The 22,250-nt window shown below is 50.4% G+C and carries 23 protein-coding genes; 6 read left to right on the plus strand and 17 right to left on the minus strand.

All coding sequences use genetic code 11. The features are described from left to right. Positions 1-40 precede the first annotated feature (40 nt). From ACWHYD_RS10595 to ACWHYD_RS10615, 5 genes are all read right to left on the minus strand, one after another. On the minus strand, positions 41-436 hold the full coding sequence (locus ACWHYD_RS10595) for a hypothetical protein (protein WP_447962004.1): 396 nt from the start codon (positions 434-436) through the stop codon (positions 41-43). A gap of 172 nt (positions 437-608) precedes the next feature. After that, entirely contained in the window at positions 609-1,547 is a 939-nt protein-coding gene (locus ACWHYD_RS10600) for an RluA family pseudouridine synthase (protein WP_447962005.1), read from the minus strand. 70 nt (positions 1,548-1,617) lie between these two features. Next, on the minus strand, positions 1,618-2,490 hold the full coding sequence (locus tag ACWHYD_RS10605) for an MOSC domain-containing protein (protein WP_447962006.1): 873 nt from the start codon (positions 2,488-2,490) through the stop codon (positions 1,618-1,620). Positions 2,491-2,664: 174 nt separating this feature from the next. Then, complete coding sequence (locus ACWHYD_RS10610) at positions 2,665-3,123, minus strand: group I truncated hemoglobin (RefSeq protein ID WP_447962007.1); 459 nt, start codon at positions 3,121-3,123, stop codon at positions 2,665-2,667. A gap of 88 nt (positions 3,124-3,211) precedes the next feature. Then, entirely contained in the window at positions 3,212-3,454 is a 243-nt protein-coding gene (locus tag ACWHYD_RS10615; protein WP_447962008.1) for a thioredoxin family protein, read from the minus strand. A 109-nt stretch (positions 3,455-3,563) separates the two neighbouring features. On the opposite strand from ACWHYD_RS10615, the gene ACWHYD_RS10620 reads away from it, so the two are divergent. Further along, positions 3,564-4,130 (plus strand): MarR family winged helix-turn-helix transcriptional regulator, encoded by a 567-nt coding sequence (locus ACWHYD_RS10620; RefSeq protein WP_447962009.1) that lies wholly within the window; start codon positions 3,564-3,566, stop codon positions 4,128-4,130. A gap of 120 nt (positions 4,131-4,250) precedes the next feature. Here ACWHYD_RS10620 and ACWHYD_RS10625 read toward each other — a convergent pair whose 3' ends face one another. Then, positions 4,251-4,994 (minus strand): TerC family protein, encoded by a 744-nt coding sequence (locus tag ACWHYD_RS10625; protein WP_447962010.1) that lies wholly within the window; start codon positions 4,992-4,994, stop codon positions 4,251-4,253. 379 nt (positions 4,995-5,373) lie between these two features. Here ACWHYD_RS10625 and lexA point away from each other — a divergent pair, with 379 nt between their 5' ends. The 3 genes from lexA (at position 5,374) to ACWHYD_RS10640 (ending at position 10,584) form a co-directional block, all read left to right on the plus strand. Beyond that, positions 5,374-5,916 (plus strand): transcriptional repressor LexA, encoded by a 543-nt coding sequence (gene lexA, locus ACWHYD_RS10630; RefSeq protein WP_447962011.1) that lies wholly within the window; start codon positions 5,374-5,376, stop codon positions 5,914-5,916. Between the two features lie 10 nt (positions 5,917-5,926). Next, a complete protein-coding gene (locus ACWHYD_RS10635) occupies positions 5,927-7,129 on the plus strand; it encodes a DNA polymerase Y family protein (protein WP_447962012.1) in 1,203 nt (400 codons plus the stop codon). Between the two features lie 278 nt (positions 7,130-7,407). Then, the gene (locus ACWHYD_RS10640; RefSeq protein ID WP_447962013.1) at positions 7,408-10,584 is read left to right on the plus strand and encodes a DNA polymerase III subunit alpha; all 3,177 of its coding nucleotides are present in this window, start codon (positions 7,408-7,410) and stop codon (positions 10,582-10,584) included. Between the two features lie 184 nt (positions 10,585-10,768). Here ACWHYD_RS10640 and ACWHYD_RS10645 read toward each other — a convergent pair whose 3' ends face one another. From ACWHYD_RS10645 to ACWHYD_RS10670, 6 genes are all read right to left on the minus strand, one after another. Next, positions 10,769-11,347, minus strand: a complete 579-nt coding sequence (locus ACWHYD_RS10645) for a hypothetical protein (RefSeq protein ID WP_447962014.1) — start codon at positions 11,345-11,347, stop codon at positions 10,769-10,771. A gap of 9 nt (positions 11,348-11,356) precedes the next feature. Further along, the gene (locus ACWHYD_RS10650) at positions 11,357-11,557 is read right to left on the minus strand and encodes a hypothetical protein (RefSeq protein WP_447962015.1); all 201 of its coding nucleotides are present in this window, start codon (positions 11,555-11,557) and stop codon (positions 11,357-11,359) included. A 1,050-nt stretch (positions 11,558-12,607) separates the two neighbouring features. Continuing rightward, positions 12,608-12,874 (minus strand): BON domain-containing protein, encoded by a 267-nt coding sequence (locus ACWHYD_RS10655; RefSeq protein ID WP_447962016.1) that lies wholly within the window; start codon positions 12,872-12,874, stop codon positions 12,608-12,610. Between the two features lie 101 nt (positions 12,875-12,975). Continuing rightward, entirely contained in the window at positions 12,976-13,287 is a 312-nt protein-coding gene (locus ACWHYD_RS10660; RefSeq protein WP_447962017.1) for a BON domain-containing protein, read from the minus strand. A 117-nt stretch (positions 13,288-13,404) separates the two neighbouring features. After that, positions 13,405-13,893, minus strand: a complete 489-nt coding sequence (locus ACWHYD_RS10665) for a hypothetical protein (RefSeq protein ID WP_447962018.1) — start codon at positions 13,891-13,893, stop codon at positions 13,405-13,407. Positions 13,894-14,293: 400 nt separating this feature from the next. Continuing rightward, entirely contained in the window at positions 14,294-14,962 is a 669-nt protein-coding gene (locus ACWHYD_RS10670) for an SOS response-associated peptidase (protein WP_447962019.1), read from the minus strand. A gap of 375 nt (positions 14,963-15,337) precedes the next feature. Between ACWHYD_RS10670 and ACWHYD_RS10675 the strand changes: the two genes are divergently transcribed. Then, positions 15,338-16,129 (plus strand): class I SAM-dependent methyltransferase, encoded by a 792-nt coding sequence (locus ACWHYD_RS10675; RefSeq protein WP_447962020.1) that lies wholly within the window; start codon positions 15,338-15,340, stop codon positions 16,127-16,129. Positions 16,130-16,286: 157 nt separating this feature from the next. On the opposite strand, the gene ACWHYD_RS10680 is transcribed toward ACWHYD_RS10675, so the two are convergent. From ACWHYD_RS10680 to ACWHYD_RS10700, 5 genes are all read right to left on the minus strand, one after another. Beyond that, positions 16,287-16,880 carry an ATP-binding protein gene (locus ACWHYD_RS10680; protein WP_447962021.1) on the minus strand — a complete coding sequence of 198 codons (594 nt, stop codon included), beginning with the start codon at positions 16,878-16,880 and terminating at the stop codon, positions 16,287-16,289. Between the two features lie 610 nt (positions 16,881-17,490). Beyond that, entirely contained in the window at positions 17,491-18,240 is a 750-nt protein-coding gene (locus ACWHYD_RS10685) for a hypothetical protein (RefSeq protein ID WP_447962022.1), read from the minus strand. A gap of 45 nt (positions 18,241-18,285) precedes the next feature. Next, positions 18,286-18,579, minus strand: coding sequence for a hypothetical protein (locus ACWHYD_RS10690; protein ID WP_447962023.1), 294 nt, complete (start codon positions 18,577-18,579; stop codon positions 18,286-18,288). A gap of 821 nt (positions 18,580-19,400) precedes the next feature. Beyond that, complete coding sequence (locus tag ACWHYD_RS10695; protein WP_447962024.1) at positions 19,401-19,667, minus strand: Txe/YoeB family addiction module toxin; 267 nt, start codon at positions 19,665-19,667, stop codon at positions 19,401-19,403. Further along, the gene (locus ACWHYD_RS10700) at positions 19,661-19,903 is read right to left on the minus strand and encodes a type II toxin-antitoxin system Phd/YefM family antitoxin (protein WP_447962025.1); all 243 of its coding nucleotides are present in this window, start codon (positions 19,901-19,903) and stop codon (positions 19,661-19,663) included. The genes ACWHYD_RS10695 and ACWHYD_RS10700 overlap by 7 nt, the downstream gene beginning before the upstream one ends. A gap of 853 nt (positions 19,904-20,756) precedes the next feature. Here ACWHYD_RS10700 and ACWHYD_RS10705 point away from each other — a divergent pair. Next, positions 20,757-22,115, plus strand: coding sequence for a DUF481 domain-containing protein (locus ACWHYD_RS10705; RefSeq protein ID WP_447962026.1), 1,359 nt, complete (start codon positions 20,757-20,759; stop codon positions 22,113-22,115). Positions 22,116-22,250: the final 135 nt, after the last annotated feature.

Genomic DNA, 22,250 nt, shown 5'->3' on the forward strand with positions numbered 1-22,250 from the left:
TCGAAAATATGGGAAATAACGGTGCTTGCCCAAACAGGATTCAGGCTGCAATCTCAACCGAATCCCCTACCGATAAGGCAAAACCAAACAGTCCCAAATAGTGCGCGGTAAAGACGACCTGTCTTGAAGCATCCCCTTCGGTATGAAAATGTTCAGAAACGAAGAAGGGAAACCAGAAGCTGGTCGTAATGACGACTCGTGGATAGGCTTCCTGATCGGAGTCAGAACGCCACACAGTATAGGGGGCATCGACAGCATCCAAAGCTCGACGAACGTGATCCTGCCCCGGCTCCAATTTCAGAAAAAACGGCTGACTCGACATCATCACATGGGAGTACCAGAACGTGGCATTCTCAAGACAGGCGGGTTGACTGGACACATTGGACACATACCCGACAATCACCGCCACCAACAGCAGGAGGATTTTACGCCACATTCTGATTCATTCTTTCTCGATGCCTATTGATTGTAGATATTCTAGAAGCCCAATCTTTCCCCACCCATGGCAGCTCATGCCAAAGGAGGCTCTCCGATTGTAACGGTCAGATGAGAAAAAACTTAATGGGGATTAACTGAAAATCCAGGGGAGGAGCAAAGGTCAAAGTCCACTATCTACGGAGTAACGACTGACAAATCCCTTGCATATCCACTGGAAGATCCACTGAATATTCCTGAAGTATCCCGGATACGGGATGCTGAAACCCCAGTGTGCGTGCATGAAGCATCACCCGTGGAATGTCGATTTCCGTGACCCGACAGACGTGCTGACCGCCATACGTCTCATCCCCCAAAATCGGGCACCCTAGAGACGCCAGATGAACTCGAAGCTGATGTGTCCGCCCAGTGCGGGGTGATAACGTCACCTGTGAGGCAAGGTCACCCAATTTTCTCACAGTCCGATATTCCGTGATGGCCCGTTGTGGATGCGCGGTATTGGATGAAACCTTTTTCGGTTCTCCCCGATCCCGACCGATGGGCAACTCGATCACTCCCTGCTCATTCCGGGGTGCCCCCCAGACGAGTGCCTCGTACGTTCGATCGATCGAGTGTGCTTCAAACTGTGCCGCCAGCATACGATGGGCATGATCGGTCTTGGCGACCACCATCACTCCGGAGGTATCCTTATCCAGTCGGTGCACCAGTCCTGGTAGCGTCGGTTTCCCATTGGACATTTCTGTATCACCAGGATTTGGAAAATGGGCCAACAGCGCATTGAGCACGGTGCCCACCCAGTTGCCTGACGTGGGATGCACCACCACTCCCGCAGGCTTGTTCATCACCAGAAGGGCTTCATCTTCGTGAAGAATTTCCAATGGCATGGCTTTCCCATTGACCAGGAGCGGTCCAGGCTGGGGAACATCCATCGTAATGTGATCGCCTGGTTGAATGGTGTGACTCGGTTTGACCATCCTGTCATTGACACGGATCCGTCCCAACTCGATCAATCGTTGCAATCGGGAACGGGATATGTCCCGCTCCCGATTGACTAAAAATTGATCAAGGCGTTTGCGGGCTTCACCCGCCGTCACGACAAATTCAGTAATCATAGGAGTCAATCAGAATTGGTGAACGAGTGGAAGATCGGACGTATGGCTATGAGCACCATGCAGAGACCGATTAGTCCACCAGTCGTATGCGGTCACCGCAGTGGATCATACCGCCCTGCGTGACTGAGGCATACACTCCAACATTGCCGGAATTGTGTTGGACAGCGGTACGAAGAATCCCTGTGTCCTTCGGAAGGTCTCCTTGCGCTAATGTCGTCATCACGCAACGACCGCAGGAGCCGGTGATCTTCAGGCGCACCTCGTCCCCAATACCCAGTGTATGATCGATCCAGCCTTGTTCGATAAACCCTTCCTGCCCATCCCCTGCAGATTCCACTACCAGGTTCGGACGAAATCGCGGCTCCTCGAACCGCCCTTCCGGATACGCACCACGAAGCTGGTTGAGCGTGGAAGTGGTCAGTAGATGCACCATGGCAGCGTCGAAAAACGTGCCGGCCGGAAGCGAGAAATCCGTCACCGTGTCCCGCTTCTCCCGGCCATCCATATCGGGCCAGTATTCTTCCGACTGGGGTATCCAGGTTCCAGCCATGGCTGATTGAACTCCGGTCACCCGGCCCTCTTCGATGACTGCCAGTGAGACCTCACGGTTCAGGGCTTGAGAGAGGGCCTGAGATAAATCCTTTTGCTCGCTGGTGACAATCGTGCCATCTGGCAAAGTGATGCGGACGCGAGGCACCAATTCATTGTCACTGACTCCCTCCATGAGGCTCGATTGAAAGGCAAAAAGATTCGGCCATTTTTTGGGATTTTTGGCGGTGGCCACTTTGCCATCGGCCCCATCCAGAATGGCGTAGACCCGATCTCCTTGAAGTCCATGGGCGGTGACCTGAGCAAGGGATAAGGCCTCTCCCCTCATCGACTTGACTGGATAGCGCCACAACGACTGAACGACTCCTATTTCGGTTTGCGAAACATTCCTCACGTTGAATTCTCCTTGTTGAATAGTAACCTCCCGGCACGATGACACAGCCCTTCACAGATATCGCTGACTCTGAAGCAAGGCTCCTAATGCTCTCTATAAGGCTAAGCCAGGATACTTGGGAGGATGAGACACATCCCCCCAAGAATATCACAGAGCGAATTACCCCAGGTAGAGTTATGGAATTTCGACAATATCGGACTTCATGGATCCGAGCAACCCGAGTAGCTCCTTCTGTTCCGCCTGCGGAACCTTGAATGTATCGAGGGCAGCAACCAGGTCCTCCACCATCGCCGTAAAGTCGGCATTGCTGATGCGCATTCCCGCATGCGTCGTCTTCATATCCCTGCCCGTATAGGTGCAGGGTCCACCAGTCGCTCCACAGACTTGATCCACCAGATGTCCCTTCAGTTTCGGGATATCGGTAGTGGCAAAGCGACCGTTGATGCGCTGATCGTCGGCAACATTGCCGACAAATTCATCGATAACGGCTGTGATAGCCGGCTTTCCTCCTAACCGGTCGTACAACGATGCCGTCACTTTTCCTGACGGGGTTTCAACCGCTGAACAGGCAACCCCACTCAGGAACAGCCCGACAGCTAACCCGAGATACAGACCCTTCACACAGACACGCATACCATTTTCTCCTTTCGTTGCTAACTGAGAGCCGGTTCAGACGATTTTTCGCAATCCGTCTCACTTCTGTAAAATTAAGTTATTCGGCTTAAAGACTGGCTTTCACATCACCCATGGACGCACCAAAATTCACGTGAAACACCTGCCCATCTAAGACCAGCGCCGGAACAGACTTCACCCCTGCCGTTTCGGCCTCACCCACCCGATCAGGTTTTTGCGCAAAATGCACGATTTCCAAATCGTATTGCTGACGATCAATGGCCTGAGTCACCATGGTTTCCGCAGAAACACAGACCGGACACCCTGCATGATAAAATACGGCTTTCTTCATACCCTGCCTCCTTTTGAAAAATGTAAATTAGTATTGAGTCGAAACTATATGGAATTTAGCAGCGATATTTTCATTTGTCAAATCTGTATCGAGGCGATACAATTGGCCTATGAGCGCCCAAGAAGCCAATGAGGTCTTAGAGCGATTGTGCAACCTGCAACGGATGGAGGCACGGGCGTTTGGTCTGCGTTACGGATTACAGCCAGTGCAGATGGAAGCCCTCACATATCTGACGCAATGCAACCGCTATTCAAATACGCCGCAAGCCGTAGCGGAGTATCTGGGACTCACGAAGGGAACCGTCTCACAATCGCTCAAGGTCTTAGAGCAGAAGGGATTCCTGCGGAAGCAGGCGGATAATGAGGACAAACGAATCGTACGCCTTGCGCCGACTACCAAGGGGAGCAATCTCAGCAAAAAGGCCCTTCTCGCCAGAAGCCTGGAACCGGCACTGGCGATGACGGACCCCATGAAAATCGCTGAACTGACTTCTGCTTTGCGCTCAATCCTGCGAGGGATGCAGCAGGCCAATGGACGAAAAGCCTTTGGTGCCTGCCACACCTGTCGTTTCAATGAAGATCATGGGAAGAACGGGTATGTCTGCGGTTTGACACGAGAACCATTAAGCATGCAAGACGTTCAATTGATCTGCCGCGAGCACCAATATCCGCAGTAGCACATCTTGCACCACATCATCTGGGATCGCCCCCCATACAGACGGGTGTCCAAAACCACATCCTCTCCCCCTCTTGTGTGCCGACTTCAAATGCTTCCTGCGGCATCCGCGTATTTCCGGCTATTCGGAAATCGTCTTGAACAGTTTGACCGGGGCCCGTTTTTTCCGCATGCGAATATTGAGCATTTCCACCGTGACGGAAAACGCCATCGCAAAATAAATATAGCCCTTCGGGACATGCACCTCGAACCCCTCCACCATCAGGGTCACACCCACCAGAATGAGAAATGAGAGGGCAAGAACTTTGATGGTCGGATGCTCATCGACAAAATCTCCAATCGCTTTTGCAGCCATCAGCATCACGAGCACGGCCAGGATAATGGCGATCGCCATGAGAGAAATCTGATCAACCAGACCGACCGCCGTAATGACTGAATCCAGTGAAAACACAATATCCAAAACCGCAATCTGGACGAGAACCATTCCCAAGCTGGCCGCTACAGTTACGTGCCCGCTCTCTTCTTCCAGCCCTTCCAGACTGTTATGGATTTCATGCGTAGCTTTTGCCATGAGAAACAGCCCACCGCCGACCAAAATAATATCGCGCCCTGAAATCGCCTGGGTGAACACGGTCACTAACGGTTCGGTGAGTCCCATGACCCAGGAAATTGAAAACAGCAATCCCAGGCGCGCCACCATGGCAAGGCCAAGCCCTGCTCTTCTGGCAAACGTCCGCTGACTCTCGGGAAGACGTCCGACAAGGATGGAGATAAAGATAATGTTATCGATCCCCAGGACAATTTCTAACGCGGTTAACGTGCCTAATGCGATCCATGCTTCAGGACTTGTCAGCCATTCAAACATCAGATTCTCCTCTTTTTTCTTGTGACCATCGAAGGTGTTGAGCCATAGCCGTATTCCTGCACGACGTTACACGACCGTACAGGATCCGCAGGTATGAACATGCGGGCTTTTTTTATAGGGTGGATCTTGATCACTTCTTGGTTCGTAAACAGGAAACATTGCTGACGGGTCTTCTCACGATGAGCTGTCCTAAGCCTGACATTCTCGAAAGCCGTCCATAGATGACACGATAGAGCCCCACATTCAGCATGAGAGATATTTGAAAATATTAATATATAAATTAACTAGTTACGAGATTCACACTCGACGCAATTTGAGTGTATCTCTGGCCGACCACCATCCTTGACACCTCTCATGTCGCTATGTAACCATTGGTTACGTGACGCCTGAAACCTTTAAGCACATTCGGCAACGCCTCGGTTTAACCCAAAACCAACTCGCTGAACGCCTCCGCACCACCCGCATGACCATTACCCGCTATGAGTGCGGGATGCGCCGGATTCCTGGAGTAGTCGAAGCCATCCTCTCCCACCTGGACTCTCCGACACAAATTCCCATGGCCGGTATCGTCGCTGCCGGCAACCCGATTGAACCCATACCCCAAACCGAACTGGTGGAGGTTCCACCCTCCATGCTGCGAACGGGAGATAATTTCGCATTACGCGTGAAAGGTGAATCGATGCGGGATGAAGGCATTCTCCCCGGCGACCTGGTGATTGTACACAAGCAAAAAATGGCGCGAAATGGACAAACTGTGGTCGCGCTGGTGAATCAGGAGGCGACGATTAAGAAATATTACAATAAAGAAGGGCAGATAGAACTGCATCCGGCAAACGTGACCATGGCTCCCATTCTGGTGACCCCGCAGGATGAATTTGCGATTGAAGGAGTGGTGATCGGGGTCATTCGGCATTGTGGCTAGATGAAAAATAATGGATCGTCAGATTGTCTGTTTATGTATTCCTCGATTCGAAGTGGCCTTGGCGCGCCTCGATACCCCCTCTTTACGCACCAGACCTGTCGCCGTGGCTTCTGCGCATGCGTCCCGCGCCATCATCCGTGAAGTTTCCCCCGAAGCCGAAGACGCGGGAGTGATACCGGGACTTCCGGCCGACCGGGCCAGACGACGCTGTCCCTCACTTCAACTCGTGCCTCCCAACCCTACCCGTGTTGTCCAAGCCCATCATGCCCTCGTGTCGTTCATGACACCGATCGCACCCGTTTGGGAGTCGTTCAGGCCGGGACATTTTTATTTGGATTTGACCGGGACCACTCGACTCTTTGGCCCAACCCGTGACACCACGATGCGCTTAGAGCGCGATGTCACATCACGGCTTGGGCTCCAAGCCGTCGCCGGTATCGGAACCAACAAACTTGTCGCACAAATGGCCAGTTCCATCCTCACGCCGCCTCAACTCTGTGATGTCCGGGCAGGCTCCGAACAGGACTTTTTATCGCCGTTACCGGTCTCAATCCTTCCCGGCCTACGAGGCCCTGGAGGGACTGCACTCCAGACACGTTTGGCCGATTTGAATCTGCAGACCATCGGCGATGTGGGCGACGTGAGCTTGGAAGCCTTGGAAGCCGTCTGCGGTCGATGGGGCCATCGGCTCTACCAGTGGGCACGCGGGATTGATTTCTTGCCGGTCGTGGCTCCTGAGACCTCGTTATCGTTGACTCATTCCTATCGCTTTGAGCCGGATACGATTGACCAGGACCGGCTCCTTGGAGGCCTGTCGTGTCTTCTGGATGCTCTCTGCCATGATCTACGTCGGCAACAGCGCCTGTGTCATCGCCTCAGACTGACACTACTCTCTAGTGATCAGCTCATGGTTCACCGCTCATCTATCTTATCCACACCCACACATTGGGAGGTTGATATGTTTCCATCAGCTCAGACCTTATTGCGTCGTTGCTTTCAACGACGCGTGCGTGTTCGCTCACTGACCATTCGAAGCAATAGCTTTCGTCCCCCGCCCGAACAACTGTCGCTCTTTCCATCACAGGACCAGGAAGAACCTCAGGCACCACCCCGTCCCCATCGCTTGGCATTAGCCCTTGATCGTTTGCATACCCGGTTCGGCATGAAAGTCATTCAATGGGGACGCTCACACATGGCCTCTCGTTTAGATTAAATATCCGAATCTTGAGGAATTCCCTAGCGATGCTCTCGCCTATCTGGCGAGAGCATCGCCTTTTTTATGGCATTGCTTAACATGAAAAACAATCAATGGATAATAGGCTTTTTACATTTTTAAACACTAAAATCTAAACAATAGTATTAATTATTAAGTTACCCACAGATAGAAAAAATAAAGCCTTACTTTCATCAACAAGTTATCAACACACACATAAAGTAAAGTAATACTTTAATTAAAAAGGCGCGCAATTAATCGTCGAAGCCCTACTTCTCATGTCAGCCTTTGTCCATTTACACGTTCATTCGGAGTACTCCCCGATGCAAGGAGTGTCCACGTTGGAAGCTTTGTGCCAGACGGCAAGTGGACAGGGAGCCGAGGCACTCGCCCTGACCGATACGAACGGACTGTACGGCGCCATTCGCTTTATCGAAGTCGCCCAGGCCCATGGCTTACACCCGATCCTGGGAGCCGAACTGACCCACAACCGGCACCGCGCCGTGCTCCTGGTCAAAGATTCTTTTGGCTATACCAACCTCTGCCGCCTGCTCTCCCAACGCCATTGCAATGCTGACTTTGACGGCATCGCCTCAGTTCAGGAACACCGAAAAGGACTGATCATTCTCTCTGATGACCTTCCCGCACTGACCGCTTGGAAACGTCACTCACCTAAAGATCTATACGTAGAACTCTCGCCTGGCGCACTCATGCACCAGGCCCTGGCCTTTAGCCGCCGCACACACATTCCTCCCGTCGCGACCAATCGGGTGCATTTCGTGACCCCGCAGGAGTTCCCTCTCCATCAAATCCTTCGCGCGATCGACTTGAACACGACTCTCTCTCAATTACCGCCGGACGCCTGCTGTGCACCCAACCATTGGTTGGTGCCGCCTGCGATACTGGCTCCCCAGTTTCCCCATGTGCCTCACGCGATGGCCAACACCTCGAAAATCGCGCAGCAGTGCCAGACCGAGTGGTCGTTCAAAGAGACGATTTTTCCGAATTTTCGCCAACTCTCCGACCCACATGCCTTCACTCTGCTACGCGAGAAGACCTACAACGGAGCCCGATGGCGGTACGGTTCACTGACATCGGTCGTGATCGATCGAATCGAACGCGAGTTGAGCGTCATCCAGGATAAAGGCTACGCCCATTATTTTCTGGTAGTCGACGAGATTGTCCGCCAGGCGCCTCGCACCTGCGGCAGAGGATCGGCTGCGGCATCCATCGTGTCCTATTGCCTGGGCATTACCCATGTGGATCCCATCCGTCACAATCTGTTTTTTGAACGATTTTTGAATCCCGGGCGTCACGATCCACCGGATATCGACGTGGATTTTCCCTGGGATGAGCGGGACCGCATTATAGATTTTGTCTTCGCGCGCTATGGCAGCCAGCAGGCCGGCATGGTGGCCAATCAAAATACGCTCGCGCTCCGAGCAGCCGTGCGGGAAGTCGCTAAAGTCTATGGCATGCCTCCGGCGGAAATTCAGCAGATGAGTCGACTGCTGACCCGCCTCCCGCTCACCGATTTGCCGGCTCAACAGTCCTCCGCATCCCCTTGCCCCCAATCTGGAACCCGGCAGCCTCCCCGTCCTCCTACCAGTCGAGAAAATGGAAAACCTCGCGCTTCCCCATCCACAACGTCTTCAATGCCACCTAATGGCAAAAGACCACATTCACCCCTTGATGGAGTCTCGGCGTTCACCGATTTGCGCGAGCCATGGCCGGAAATTGTCAGACTCGCTCTTCAACTTCAGGGACGCTTCCGTCACCTGTCGCTGCATTGCGGGGGTATCGTGATTGTCCCTGACGACATCCGCCGCTATGTGCCGGTGGAAGTGGCGGCAAAGGGTATTCCGGTCATTCAATGGGAAAAGGATCAAACGGAGGATGCCGGCTTGGTCAAAATCGATCTCCTGGGCAATCGGTCTTTAGCCGTCATTCGGGATGCTCTTGCGGCAATTGCGGAACATACCGGTCGACACATCGACTATGCCACCTGGGACCCGTTAACCGATCACCGGACGCAACAGTTCATTCAACGAGGCGAAACGATCGGGTGTTTTTATATTGAATCACCCGCCACCCGCCTGCTTCTGAGAAAACTCTGGACAGGCATGCCCGCCGATCAGCGCGCGCGCGCCGACGTCTTTGAGTATCTGATCATCGTCTCATCATTGATTCGTCCAGCCGCGAACCGGTTCATTCAAGAATTTGTCCGGCGGGCGCATGGCGGTGCTTATCGACCCTTGCATTCGTTAGTGGAAGACGTGCTCGTGGAAACCCACGGCATCATGGTGTATCAGGAAGACGTCACCAAAGTGGCCATGGGCCTGGCGGGGTTTTCCGTAGAAGATGGCGATCAACTCCGGAAAATCCTCAGCAAAAAACATAAAGAACGACGACTTCGTGATTATCAACGTCAGTTTATCGACGGCGCGCGCGCGCGCGGGGTGGATGTCCGGACCATTGAGCAGGTGTGGGCCATGACGATGAGTTTTGCGGGCTATAGCTTTTGCAAGCCTCATTCAGCCAGCTATGCGCAGGTGTCATGTAAGTCAGCCTATCTCCGTGCCCATTACCCTGCTGAATTCATGGCTGCCGTCATCAGCAATCAGGGTGGATTTTATTCCACCTTCGCCTATGTATCAGAAGCCCGCCGGATGGGGCTGACCGTTCTCTCCCCGGACGTCAATGCCAGCACATGGGCATATGAGGGAGCGGGAACGACCATTCGAATGGGCTTGATGCAAATCAAAGGCATCGCACGAGGATTTATTGATCGGCTTCTCGAAGAACGCCATCGCCACGGCGCGTTTCAGTCGTTGCATGATTTTCTGTGTAGGCTCGCCCCCGAGCCGGCACAAACGCGTCTATTGATTCTGGCAGGTTGCTTCGATGCCATTGCCGGTGAGGTGACTCGCCCCGGCCTCCTCTGGCGGGTCTATGCCAATCATCCAAGCGGCGGAATCTCCTCACCCAGAGCAGTGACACCACACGCCACCCCACTGTTGCCTGCGGCCCGTCTGCTCCCGATTCCCCACGAATATGCCACAGACCGGCTGATCCAGCATGAGATTGAGCTCTTCGGCTTTCCGCTCCGTTGCCATCCATTAACGCTCTACGCGAAACACTTACAAGACCTGCAGATCACCCGCGCGACTGAGATGGCCATGCATATCGGCCGTCGGGTGAAGATGGTTGGCTGGCTGATCACGGAAAAAGCCGCATCGACCAAACACGGCGAATCGATGGAATTTATCACGCTCGAAGATACCACGGGGCTCTATGACGCCACGCTGTTCCCGAAAATATTTCAACGATACGGACCGTTACTGACAAACGACCGGCCACTTCTTCTGGAGGGCTTGGTGGAGGAAGACTTTACCGCGACAACACTGACCGTGCAGCATATGCAAGTGATCGGTTACCCCCCCTCATCTGTCTAAATATACATTCGACCATTCAAACATGGACCGAACGTTACGGGCTCAGGAAAAGCCACAACAGATTATCACCCTTGGCCAACGACGGAGAATTTGTGTACAGACAGAGAAATTAGTGATCAGGAGATATAACAGTCGGCGCAGGCTACCTCGCCCTTGAACGAATAGGTGAGGACATTGAATGCGGTTAGGATTCTTCTTTCTTTGGCGGGTCGAACTCTTCCAGCGGCTGAAAATTCAGTGGGAGTTGAAATAAATAGTCGGTCACCGGCCGCAACCTCACATGTCGGTACTCCACGCTCCAGCTCCCGTCCTTCCTGGTCAACTGCATCGGGAACTGAATGTCGGTGGCGAACCATTGGTAGTAGACATCGGTCTGATCGCCCTCCTTCACTGTCACCTCGTATAAGATCGTCGGGTGGCCTTCGCGCGTCTCCCTTCCAATCTCTTCCCGCGAGACTTCCCCCTCCAGATGCTCGCTCAATTTCGGTTCCTGTGCAGGATCATAGGGGAGGGTCTTGAAGTGCCTCACTCGCGAGAGGAGCAGCCAGATCACCTGTTTGTCTTTACGCACAATGGTGACGTTGACCGGACCCATCGACTGGTGCTCTAACCGCCACCGGTCATCCCGATAGTACAGGTTGGCCTTTTGGGTCTTCCGCCCAACCTTCACGATCTGATCTGCAGTAAATTCCAATCCCCACGCCTCAAGGCCTGAGAAAATACTACTCGCAATCAATACTCCACTAAGGATCCAACAACGCATGCATTGATTCTAGCATATCAAGGCTGGTGCCTCAAAAATAAATAGACCATTTCCGAAGATTTTGAAGCGGTATTTTTTCCATTCAGACAAGAAAACAATCAGGGTGCAAGCGACTGATTCTTGTTTCACGTCTTCAGAATAAAGCATTTCTTCCATGACATCCCCAACAACCATCTGGTGCCACGACTCTCCCCCTTCCAAATTGTTCATTCCCACTACCCTGATTTCAAGAGATGATTGATTTTGCCGTGAGCACACTGTGCGATTTTGATCCAATAAGTGCTCGATCCGCCTCTAAGAAACCCCTTCTCACCGTGATATTTTTACGATTGGTTCATGACCAGAAACAATTCTTGGTCGCGTTATAAGGAATAGAGGAACTCATCCCTGCCACTATGTCAATATTTATGATTACAAAATTTTCCGGCAGAGATTCTGACCTGTTCTCAGATGTAACAACTTTTCAAGTTAAACAGCATGGGCTGCTCATTTTATCCCGCTCAATGATGGACAGATTAGAAAGTGTGTACCCTTAGAAGATGATTTTCGAGTTCTTTTCAAATTCTCAAAACGTGTCATTCCACCAATGAAATATCAGAATCTTGTGCTAATACCTCAATGCCGGTTCTTTGGGCCTGGAAAATGCTATTCATAATGAAGAGCCCGGCAGCAAGCTGACGGGGTTTCTTCATTGAGATGCCTTAAAGAAAAGATGAGATCTGTCATCACACCACCCAGTATGGCAACCACGCGTATTTTTGAATTATAGGCATCGCCTGAAATTCCAAATTCTTTGATGGAGGAAACAGTTATGTATGAGGACTATTTTTTTCGGGAGGATCGCGGGAAAATCCTCCTTGAACGAAGGAATGAATCTCAAACACATTTAGTCCGTTCGTGGAGGAAACAACCCCCATCTTTCACGGAACGTATAATTTTAATTGTTTTTGGGGTATTGTTTTTTATGTTTGCTACGTTCTATCTGGAATTCAGGGCCACGCCGGAAAGCCTGTCGGCATATCATTGGATTTGGCAATAGGCGTTTAAAATTTTGTTGGCTAAGGATGGGGGAAGGCCCCCATCCCTTGAGTTAAAACGAAGGGCACGCAGAGATGAACAAGGTCCATTGGGCAATTTTTTCCTCTCATGTATGACCAAGGAAACTCCCATAAAAGGAACAAGCCCAAAGGTCCCCTTTACTTCCTGAGCCGCCTCCACGCGCTGCATATTTTTAATCCATTTCAACCGAAAAGGTATTCTTCATTTAACACTCATTCGATTTTCAATCAGGCCCACTCCCTCCACCTCTCTCGATAAAAGGATCGCATGGTCAATTTGCCTCATTTCATCCACGAACCCGCTGAGTTGAACACGATTTTTAAATGTTTCGACATGAACATCGGTACCCGACACCAGGGGACATCGGAGAAGAGCGGTCTTCACTTTCGTCGTAATGACGCTATCATCAAGGAATTCTCCCGTGCTTTCATGAAGAGGACTGCTTGCACACCCCATGGACATCATCATGAAAGTGATCCCACCGATAACCAGGCCATTTTGCATTTTCTACGGTTCCTCGTAGTAAAAACCTTTGATATTCAAGTTGAACTCATCGTGACATGGTTCATTTACTTGATGGACAGATTGTTTTCGACTGCCTGGACCCCACCGACCCGCCGTGCCAATTGTACAGCCTGATCAATTTGCTGAGCGTCATTCACAAGACCGTTTAATTGTACCCGACCTTTGAAGGTCGTCACATTGATATCCGTGCCAGACACTTCGGGATCACTGAGAAGAGCGGTTTTGACTTTGGTCGTGATGACACTGTCGTCAATATGTTCCCCGAAACTTTCCTTTTGAGGACCACCCGCGCATCCCACCGCCAAAAATACAAAGAAAAGACAAACAACCATTTTCATCTTGATTGAATATTTCATAAACCTTTACTCCTTATTTTAAATTCATTCGTGAATGAAACAATTCATCAGAATGTCTCGTTGAAAGTTTGTAAGATCAGTACTCCTTCGTTCCTTCCCTGTTCCTCGATAAACAGGTTACCGCTTATCGACCGGGTTATCCTTCATGCGTCCGTCATTAGACCGGCTGGATGCGTTAATCGAACTACCAAAGAAATTACTTCGGGCATCTTGAAATCTTTCTCGGGCACCCACAAATTTGTCCCGTGCCTCTAAATACCGATCGCGGTCTCGGCTGAATTTTTCATAGGTTTTATTGAACCGATGCTCTTCCTGTTCATATATGGATCGCGATCGATCAAATTTTGCCCTGGCTTCGTTGTACCGCATCCGGTCATTCATAAATTGATCAACATTTTCATTGAAATTGTCCTGTGCTTCTTCATACCGATCAATGTCCCGTTGGGCTTCCCCTAGTTCCTGCAGGGAAGGCCCCACGTCCGAAAATGCTGCCGAATCTTTCGAGGATTCAGATTCTTGAGCAGAGGTAGACGTCCCCCACATACCCAATGAAAGCACCAGAAACATGGTGAGCGACCAAACTGACTTCGACGTATGCATTTTCATAAAACCTCCATCCTTGACATTTATGGTTAATTCCGATCGGGGAATGACACTGTGTACACCCTATGAGTACCACGGGGGAATGTTCAGACCAACTGACAGAAACCCTTGCTTTCCCGGTCTTTAAAAAAGATCCTAAAAATGGAACGGCATCGTATAATGCCCGTCTACACGAAATGGGAGGGATTCGTAAGAGGCAGGGAATCGTGACGTGTCATCACCATGACCCGACGGTTTTTTCAAAACGGAGCTAAATGGTTTGGATAGACAGTGGATGCAGGTCGGCGTTAGTGGATTTTTACCGCATGGGGGCATACAAAAAAAGACTTAATTCAAGAATCAGATTGGTCATTTCCTCTCTTTCATCTGAATGAGAAAGAGCGGGATTTGACCAGTGGGGCGACTAAATGGGGTTTATACACTCGGGGCGATCATTTCTGGGATTATTCACGAGTTGACTGACGGAGTAGGCTTCCATCTCTTCGGGAGGAAATGGTCTGAGCAACGTATTGACTCGCTCAACAGCTTGCACAGTTGGATCAAGCCAGTCAGCAAAGTCCTTGGAAGATAATATAACCGGCATACGATGATGGATAGGTTCCATCACCGCATTTGGAGTTGTCGTAATAAGTGTGCAGGTTTCCAAAGTATCCGCCTCGTTTTGCTTCCACTGTTCCCACAAGCCTGCGAACGCAAAGAGCCTATGATTTTTGAAGCGAACGTAAAAAGGTTGCTTTGTTTTCCCTTCCCGTTTCCATTCATAAAAGCCGTCGGCCAAGACCAGGCAGCGCTGCTGTTTAAACGCTTTGCGGAAGGCTGGCTTCTCCGCGACAGTCTCTCCGCGAGCATTAATCAACGTATTTCCGATGCCGGGATCCTTGGCCCAGGAGGGCACCAGTCCCCATTTCAATTCCGTACATTCTCGTTGTCGAGTCTCAAGATTGGTGCGTACACAGGCTATGAACTGCGAGGGAGCGATATTATAGCGAGGACCCATTGGGGGGACGACCTGTAGCCCCAATTGTTTCGCCAAATGCTGAAAATTCTCTTTGCGTGTGAAGCGACCGCACATAATTGGGTCCTATGAAGTTTCCGGTTGAACCCAACCCTACAAAAAAATGGGAATAAATGGAAGAAAATTCATAAAGGCCGCCATTAACGAAAAAGAGTCGAGGGTCTGTTTCACGGTTATTCAACTCGACCATATGTATGTGGGATGACTGAACCTCGTTTTTTCTTTAACCAATCATGGATGTTAAATTCCCTGGTTCCTGATATCATTCTTTTCATCGCGGTTGTTGAGATTTTTTTGAGCGTAATTTTTCCAGGTCACAAACTATCTGTTATTCACGGATGTGGAACCAAAAAATACAGGACCATGTTTTCATTTTCCAGGAAACTGCAGCAAATACCTCTTCATTGCGAAAGATCACCGGAGGCCCCAACGATGACCGACCAGGAACACATTCGCATCTTTGATTCCCAGGGGGAGGCCTACAAGCAGGCCTTTCAAATTTTCTTAAATCATACCGACCAAAAACGGAACGCAAAGCGTTGGCTGCAGCAAGCCATAAACAATCTGCCGGGGCGACAGGTGTTTGTCGATGCCGGGGCCGGGAACGGCGAACTCACCCGCGCCTTCACCGACGCCTTCGACCGCACCATTGCCATCGAACCAAACGCCTTTCTGCTGAATCAACTACAACAGGCCATTCCCACTGCAGAAGCGATAAGTCTGCCAATACTGTCCGCCCAGCCATCCACCCCTGGCGATTTGGTGCTCTCCTCCCATACATTTTATTACATCCGTGCCGATGAATGGCTCGCGCACCTCGAACGCCTCGTATCCTGGATGTCCCCGACGGGCGTCACCATCATCGTCCTCCAGAATCGCGAGAGCGGCTGCATGAACATGTTTCATCATTTCTTCTCCCACAGGTTTGAACTCCGCCGGACCGCCGAACAATTCCGGGCCAACCACGGCAACCAGTACGAGGTCATGACTACCCTCGATCCGGCACATGTCGACACCCCCGACCTCTCCACCACCTATGCCGTCGCCGAATTCATGCTCAATCTGCTCGAAATCGAGCATGCTCCCAGCCGAAAAGACGTCGAAGCCTATATTGAGGCCCACTTTGCCATTCCCGGTGGAGGCTATCGCATTCCCGTACATCAAGACTTCCTTCAGATCCGAGCCAAAGGGCAGGGCTGCGGCAACGGTCAGTCGCCCGGTTAAGTAGACACAGTCGGGTGATGTAAGATGGCAGGATCGGATCTTTTTCGGGTTACGTTGGCCTCAAAGTAACCAGTCCCCATTTACATGTAGCCTTCACTAACTTTCGAGTGTATTTGATGTGAAACGTGGAACCCATTCCCTATTTATTTTCTCCGGTTCATCTTCTCTTTGAGGGAGATGTGGAACGCAGAGCGGAAAACTTGAAATGATATTTCAAGCCACATCCCGTTTGAGGGTCAAGGCCGGCCTTCTGGTTGGAAACCAAAATGACCAGTCCGGGATAGGCCTTCAACTTTTTCAAAAAATAACTGACTTCGATATTCGCATACCCCTCAGCGGTATCTCTCACCTCACTCCGTTTCCCAAACAAGGCATCAGCTTCGTCAAACAGCAAGACCGCCTTTTTGTTTTCAGCAGTCTTCAGCGCGCGCGCCAGATTCTTTTCCGTCTCCCCGATATACTTTTTCACGACCTTGTTGAGATTCACGGGATAGATCGGAAGTCTTAACTCTTTGGCCACGATTTCCGCTGCTATCTTTTTTCCAGTGCCACTTGGACCCGAAAAAAGGGCCAGAGTTCCTTGAACGGTCTCATCTTTTTTATTGCGAAAGAGAGCCACCTTAAACCTGCTCCTGAAATCCCGAGCCATTTGTCTTAAGAGGCCAATCTGCGCCTTTGCAAATTTTAGATCTGAGCCGGTTCCAACAGGAACAAGTGTTTTGGGTTTCGATGGTGGACACGGATTGGCCATAGCTCCCCTTCAATGACGCTTCAGAGCAAGAAAAAGAGAATGCTCTCTCAACGCCAAACTATTTCTGTAAAAAATAAAAAAAATGGCGTTGAATGGCCATTCTCGCTCATTTCCTTTCCGGAATGCTAATAACGTTTAAGTGCCGGGTTTCGGCCAGGCAGCCGAGGTCTCCTTCGGCAGGGCTCAGGACAGGTTTTTTGTTTCGGCAAAAGGACCCAAACCAGCGACGCCCCGTTCGGCCTCATAAGATTGGGCGGATGCAGGGAAAAAGGCGGGCCAACTCGCCAAGCTCAGACAAGGCCCGCCAAGAAAAAGAGCATCCTCCCATGGAGCCGAACGGCAGGCTTCGAACAATAGAAAAAATGGAGACCACAGAAAAATCCATATTACTAGATATCCTATATTGGCTTGACTCCAAGACGGGAATGCTCGGGAAACAAAGTGGAATCACTATAAACCCCTTGTCTGGCTGACCGTATCACGTCATCTTTTTGAATGTGTTGGGGGATAGGTGATCCTTTTTGTTTCGGCTTGGTAAAGCAGAAAGAGGAGAGTCAGCGGCGCAGAAATACGAAGCGCACTTGTTTACATGTCCATGTTGATGCGCAGGTTAATCGTCCGAAAGGCCATGGTCGTAGAAATGTGGAATGGCGATACCCTCAAACTGGAACGGGGGATCAATGACTTCAATGCTCCCTTGTGCTCGTATTGGGGAGGGGTATACGGACGTAAGGAATACAAGGGTCACGCCTTCAAGAAAATTGGTAAAATGGTTAGCTGTTAACTGCACTTCTTCAAGGAATTTTTGCAGCGCGGCTGATTGATCACCTTGATTGGCGGAGTTGAGTACTGCTGTGTTCACGACAAGTTCAGAGGCCAAAGTCATATTGTTCCCAACGGTGCCACCTAGAACCACCTCGAAATTCGGATCGTCAGAGACCTCCAACCAATGGTGCTCAAACTCCTCAGCTGCATAATGAAAGGCGAAGGAATTGCGGACGCGGTGGATCAGGTTTGACTTGCGGAAGTAAGCCTTCAGGCTTACAAGTGCTTCCTGAGCAGATGGATGCAAAGACGCCTCGATCCGTTGCGAAATTTTTGTACCAAAAAACGACGTATTCAGTGCATTCCACGCTTCGAGTAGCTTGCCGGCAAGTAGACGGGCATAGAGTTGCGCCTGCACCCCGTTGACTAAGCTTTCGATTGGAGTTTTCGCTTGGTTTTGCAAACACCACGCAAACACCTTATGTAGCGAATTGAGCTCGTTCTGCATATGTCCAGCCAACAGAAAGAACGCGCGCTCAGCTTCGGGCAGCTGTTGTAGGGCAGCTCGTGGCAAACGCATTCGATAAATCTGCATGTTGCCTCCCCTTCTATATTAAAATGCCTAACTCCTGAATTTAGCCTACCCGCGAAGCTTCTGGAAATCGACGGTACGACTGACCTTGTTGGTGCTTTTCTTGATCTCAATAACCAGATAGTTCTGTTTCTGCCCACGAACGTGAGCCACAATGTCAGGGAACACAGTCTTACCCTCTGTGTCCTCTGCGTCCGGACGCAGACCAAGATGGCCGATGCGCTTTGGCTTAATTCCTTCTCTGTTGTACTCACAGTCAACGGAATAGTCGATTAGCTCTTGCTGCAAATACATGCCAAAACGGTAGGAGATAGAGCGTTCATTGGCATCGACCTTGAGCAAGTATACATCCTTGGTTAGAAGCTTTTGCAGCGCGACAATAACGTAGCGGCCAGGTGCGCAGACTTCCAGTTGCTCTATGACTTTGCGAGAAATTGTTATTGATGCTTAAAACCTGACGATCTCAATGTAGGGGATTCTTTAACAAGGAAGGAACAATGTCAAGAAACACTTGATGGGTATTGGTACAAATGGTTCTGAGGAAGGGAGGGATTATTTAGAATGTATGGTTCTGGCCTTACAGCTTTACGATGTGCGTCAGAAATCTTTCTTGGGGTTTGCCAGTAAAAAGCGCTGGTAGGTGAAAGCATCGCAGGTGCCTACCCAGCTCTCGTGTCAACGTGATGTTCTGTGTTACCGGGTTTCGGCCCGGCAGCCGAGGTCCTTTTGTTTCCGCAAAAGGACCCAAAATCATTGACGCCCCGTTCGGCCTCAGTGGATTGGGTGGATGCAGGGAAGAGGGCGGGCCAACTCACCAGACTCAGACAAGGCCCGCCAAGAAAAAGAGCATCCTCCCATAGAGCCGAACGGCAGGCGTCGGACAATGGGAGAAAGAGAAACGACAGGGAATTCCAAAGACAAGGTGACCTATATTGGCTTGACTCCAAGAGGGGAATCCTTGGGAAATAACTTGGAATCACTATAAACCCCTTGTCGGGCTGACCGTATCACGTCATCTTTTTTGAATGTATTGAGGATCATGTGACCCGTGTCGATTCGGGTGGATGCATCAGAATCTGGGGCTGGGAAGCGGTCCCAAACGCGGACGCCGTTCAGAAGGGGCGCTTAGGCGACGTTCCGCTACAAGCGGAAATTCCCCTGTCTTAGTCATAGTGTGTCCACATTCTGATGATTTTGACGGTTTTGATGTCGTCGAGAACTTGGTAGACGAGACGATGTTGAATATTAATTCTTCGGGAGCATGCTCCCGCAAGGTCACCGAGAAGCTTCTCATAGCGCGGTGGGGTTTGGTAGGGATCTTTGGACAAAATCCCAAGGAGCCTTTCTGCTTGGGGTTTAAGACCCGCCCGCGAGACCTTTTTCGCATCGCGCCGGGCCTGATTAGTATAAACAAGCGTCCAACTCACCAATCAAGGTCCGGTTTGCACTTCGCAACCGGGGTTTTTAATCCCTTGGCAATCGATTCGCGCATGCCAGGGACCGACGTGAGATACAGCGTTTCCTGAATGGCACGCCAATCCTCTTCCGATACGAGGACCGCGGAATGGCGTTTACCGGCAATTTGAATCGGTTCATGGGAATCCGCTATATCGTCAAGCAACGCGTAAAGTTGCTTTCGGGCTTCCGTGGCAGTGATGCTTGTCATCGTGATTTCTCCATTAATTTGCGTACGATTTAACGTACGACATTTTGCCAGATGCGTCAAGTTCATATATTGGTCAACAGAGTCCGCAGCTGAGTGGGGGGCGGAGCACCATTTGGCCATTCACAGCTGTAACCATTCCAGTCTTGCGGTATGCCGACTTGATTCCCTTTGGCTCCACCTTTTCAAAAAAAAGCGCTAACAGTTTTGTTCTTGTCTGACAAATTATTGATTCCGTGTCTGGACAGTCTTATTCAATCAGGAATTTCAGGGCATCCACAGGAGCGGATTTTAATGAGGGGGATTTTTTAAAAAGGGACAGCAAAATATCAAAATTTTTTAGCGGTATTTTAAAATGATTGAAGAAGGGAGGGATCCTTCAGAAAAAAACACCACGCCGGTACAACCCGCCTAAGCTTCATCCTGAAGAGGAAAAGATTCTCTCCACAAGGAAACGCTTCCCTTATATTTCTCCACAATACATCAGGCGATATCCCCTTCTGTTATCCCTACCTGTCGTCAGTAGAGATTTTCCCCTTTTTGCATTTGAATAGAAGTGAAATATCTCTTTATCTCACGCTATACAATATACCTGGTCTGGCACCATTTTAGGGTAGCTTTATGGTGAATCTGTGGCTATAATCCCAAAACTTTTCGGGTACTGTGCACTGTTAGTGGGCTCCATCTCAACGTCCGCTCATGCCAATTTTTTCAGTTGCAGGCCCAATTTCTACACAGTGTTTCGTAACATAGTCCGAAGTCACATTTAATAGGATGTGATTATTGATTGTCCGTGATTTGTGATGAAGCATCCGATTGATCACGCACAAGGTTATTTTCTCTACCAAGGAGAATCATGACATTGAGATTGAAACTCTTCATCGTCCTTTTTAGTATTACGCTAATAAGTGCGGGCGGTCCTCTTTATGCAGCAGTCTCAGGACAGATTTCTCTCAAAGATGGCACCATTCTCCAAGGCAAGATATTTGGCATGACGAATGGTGTCCTCCGGGTGAGAGCGTCGGCGAGTATGCACAATCCTATTCCGCTTCGTTGGAAAGAGGTGACAGGGTTGACGACTGAAGAGCCGGTCAGGGTGGTTCTGGATACCGGCGAGATTTATGAAGGCCGACTCCAATTGGCTGAGTCCGGGACAATCCAGGTGTTGAGAGACCAGGACTCGGATCCCCTGATGATCACCCTTAATTCCGTAAAGGCTATCAAAAGCTCAAAAGAGGAAGCCATGGCGGGTGAAGAGAGTGAAGAGTTAGATGAGATCACTCTCAAAAATGGCATACATCTGGTCGGAACCATTGACTCTATGGAAGACAAAGCTCTTACTCTCAAAACTGCTTATGCGGGGGATATATCGGTTCAGTGGGATGAGGTAGAACAACTCCAATCCCGAACACCGTTTTCTGTTCAAGTTTTTGAAGAGGAGAAAGATTCCGATGGAGATGGTTTTCTCAAAACCTCCCGTACGACTATGAACGCGTTAGGCGGAAGTGGAGGTTTATCGCCGGCGCGTGTGAAGACCATCAATATTCCAGAACTTCGCTATAAAGGAAACTTCGACCTGGGAGGTAACCGCACGAAGGGGAATACGGACACCACGGCTGTGAACGCCTCAACCGACAATACGGTGTGGACAGAACGACACCGTGGCCTCTTGAGCGGCAAGTATGCCTTTGCCCAGGCGGATGGAGATAACACAGCCAAGAATGCCAGAGGCACACTAGGTTATGATTATTTTTTCACCAAAAGGTTGTTTGCCAACAGTTACGAATTCCTCGAATATGATAAGTTTCAGGGATTGGATCTCCGGAGTACGACCGGCCTGGGTCTCGGGTATCAATTTTTCGATACCCCAAGCCATAGCTTAAGTGGGTCCATTGGTCCGGCATTTGTTTACGAAAAATTTCAAGAGACCGGGACGACCAAAACCGCTACCGCTGCGTGGGGAGTGGATTGGACTTATGATCTGATTTCAGATCGATTACGAGTGTATCACCGCCAAAAAGGATTTCGCGATCTGGGAGTAGGGGGAAGTACCGCTCTGCGGTTGACAGCGGAGCAAGGAGCTCGCATAGAAGTGTATGGAAATTTGTTTTTGAAGGTGGCGTTCGAATACCGGTATAACAGTGACCCGGAGCCGGGGAAAAAGAAATCGGATGATGCGTTCATCTGGGCATTGGGGTATGAGTTTTCGAATTGATTTACGGTTAGTCTTCCGCCTTTCCTCCCAACCTCTGCGGACCACATCTGAGGCCGCCGGCACTCGGAAAATAAATCCATAAGATCCCTGCCTTGATCTTGATATACATCCGCTAATGTGGGCAAAACTCAAGAG

It is taken from the genome of Nitrospira sp. Ecomares 2.1, assembly GCF_965152585.1.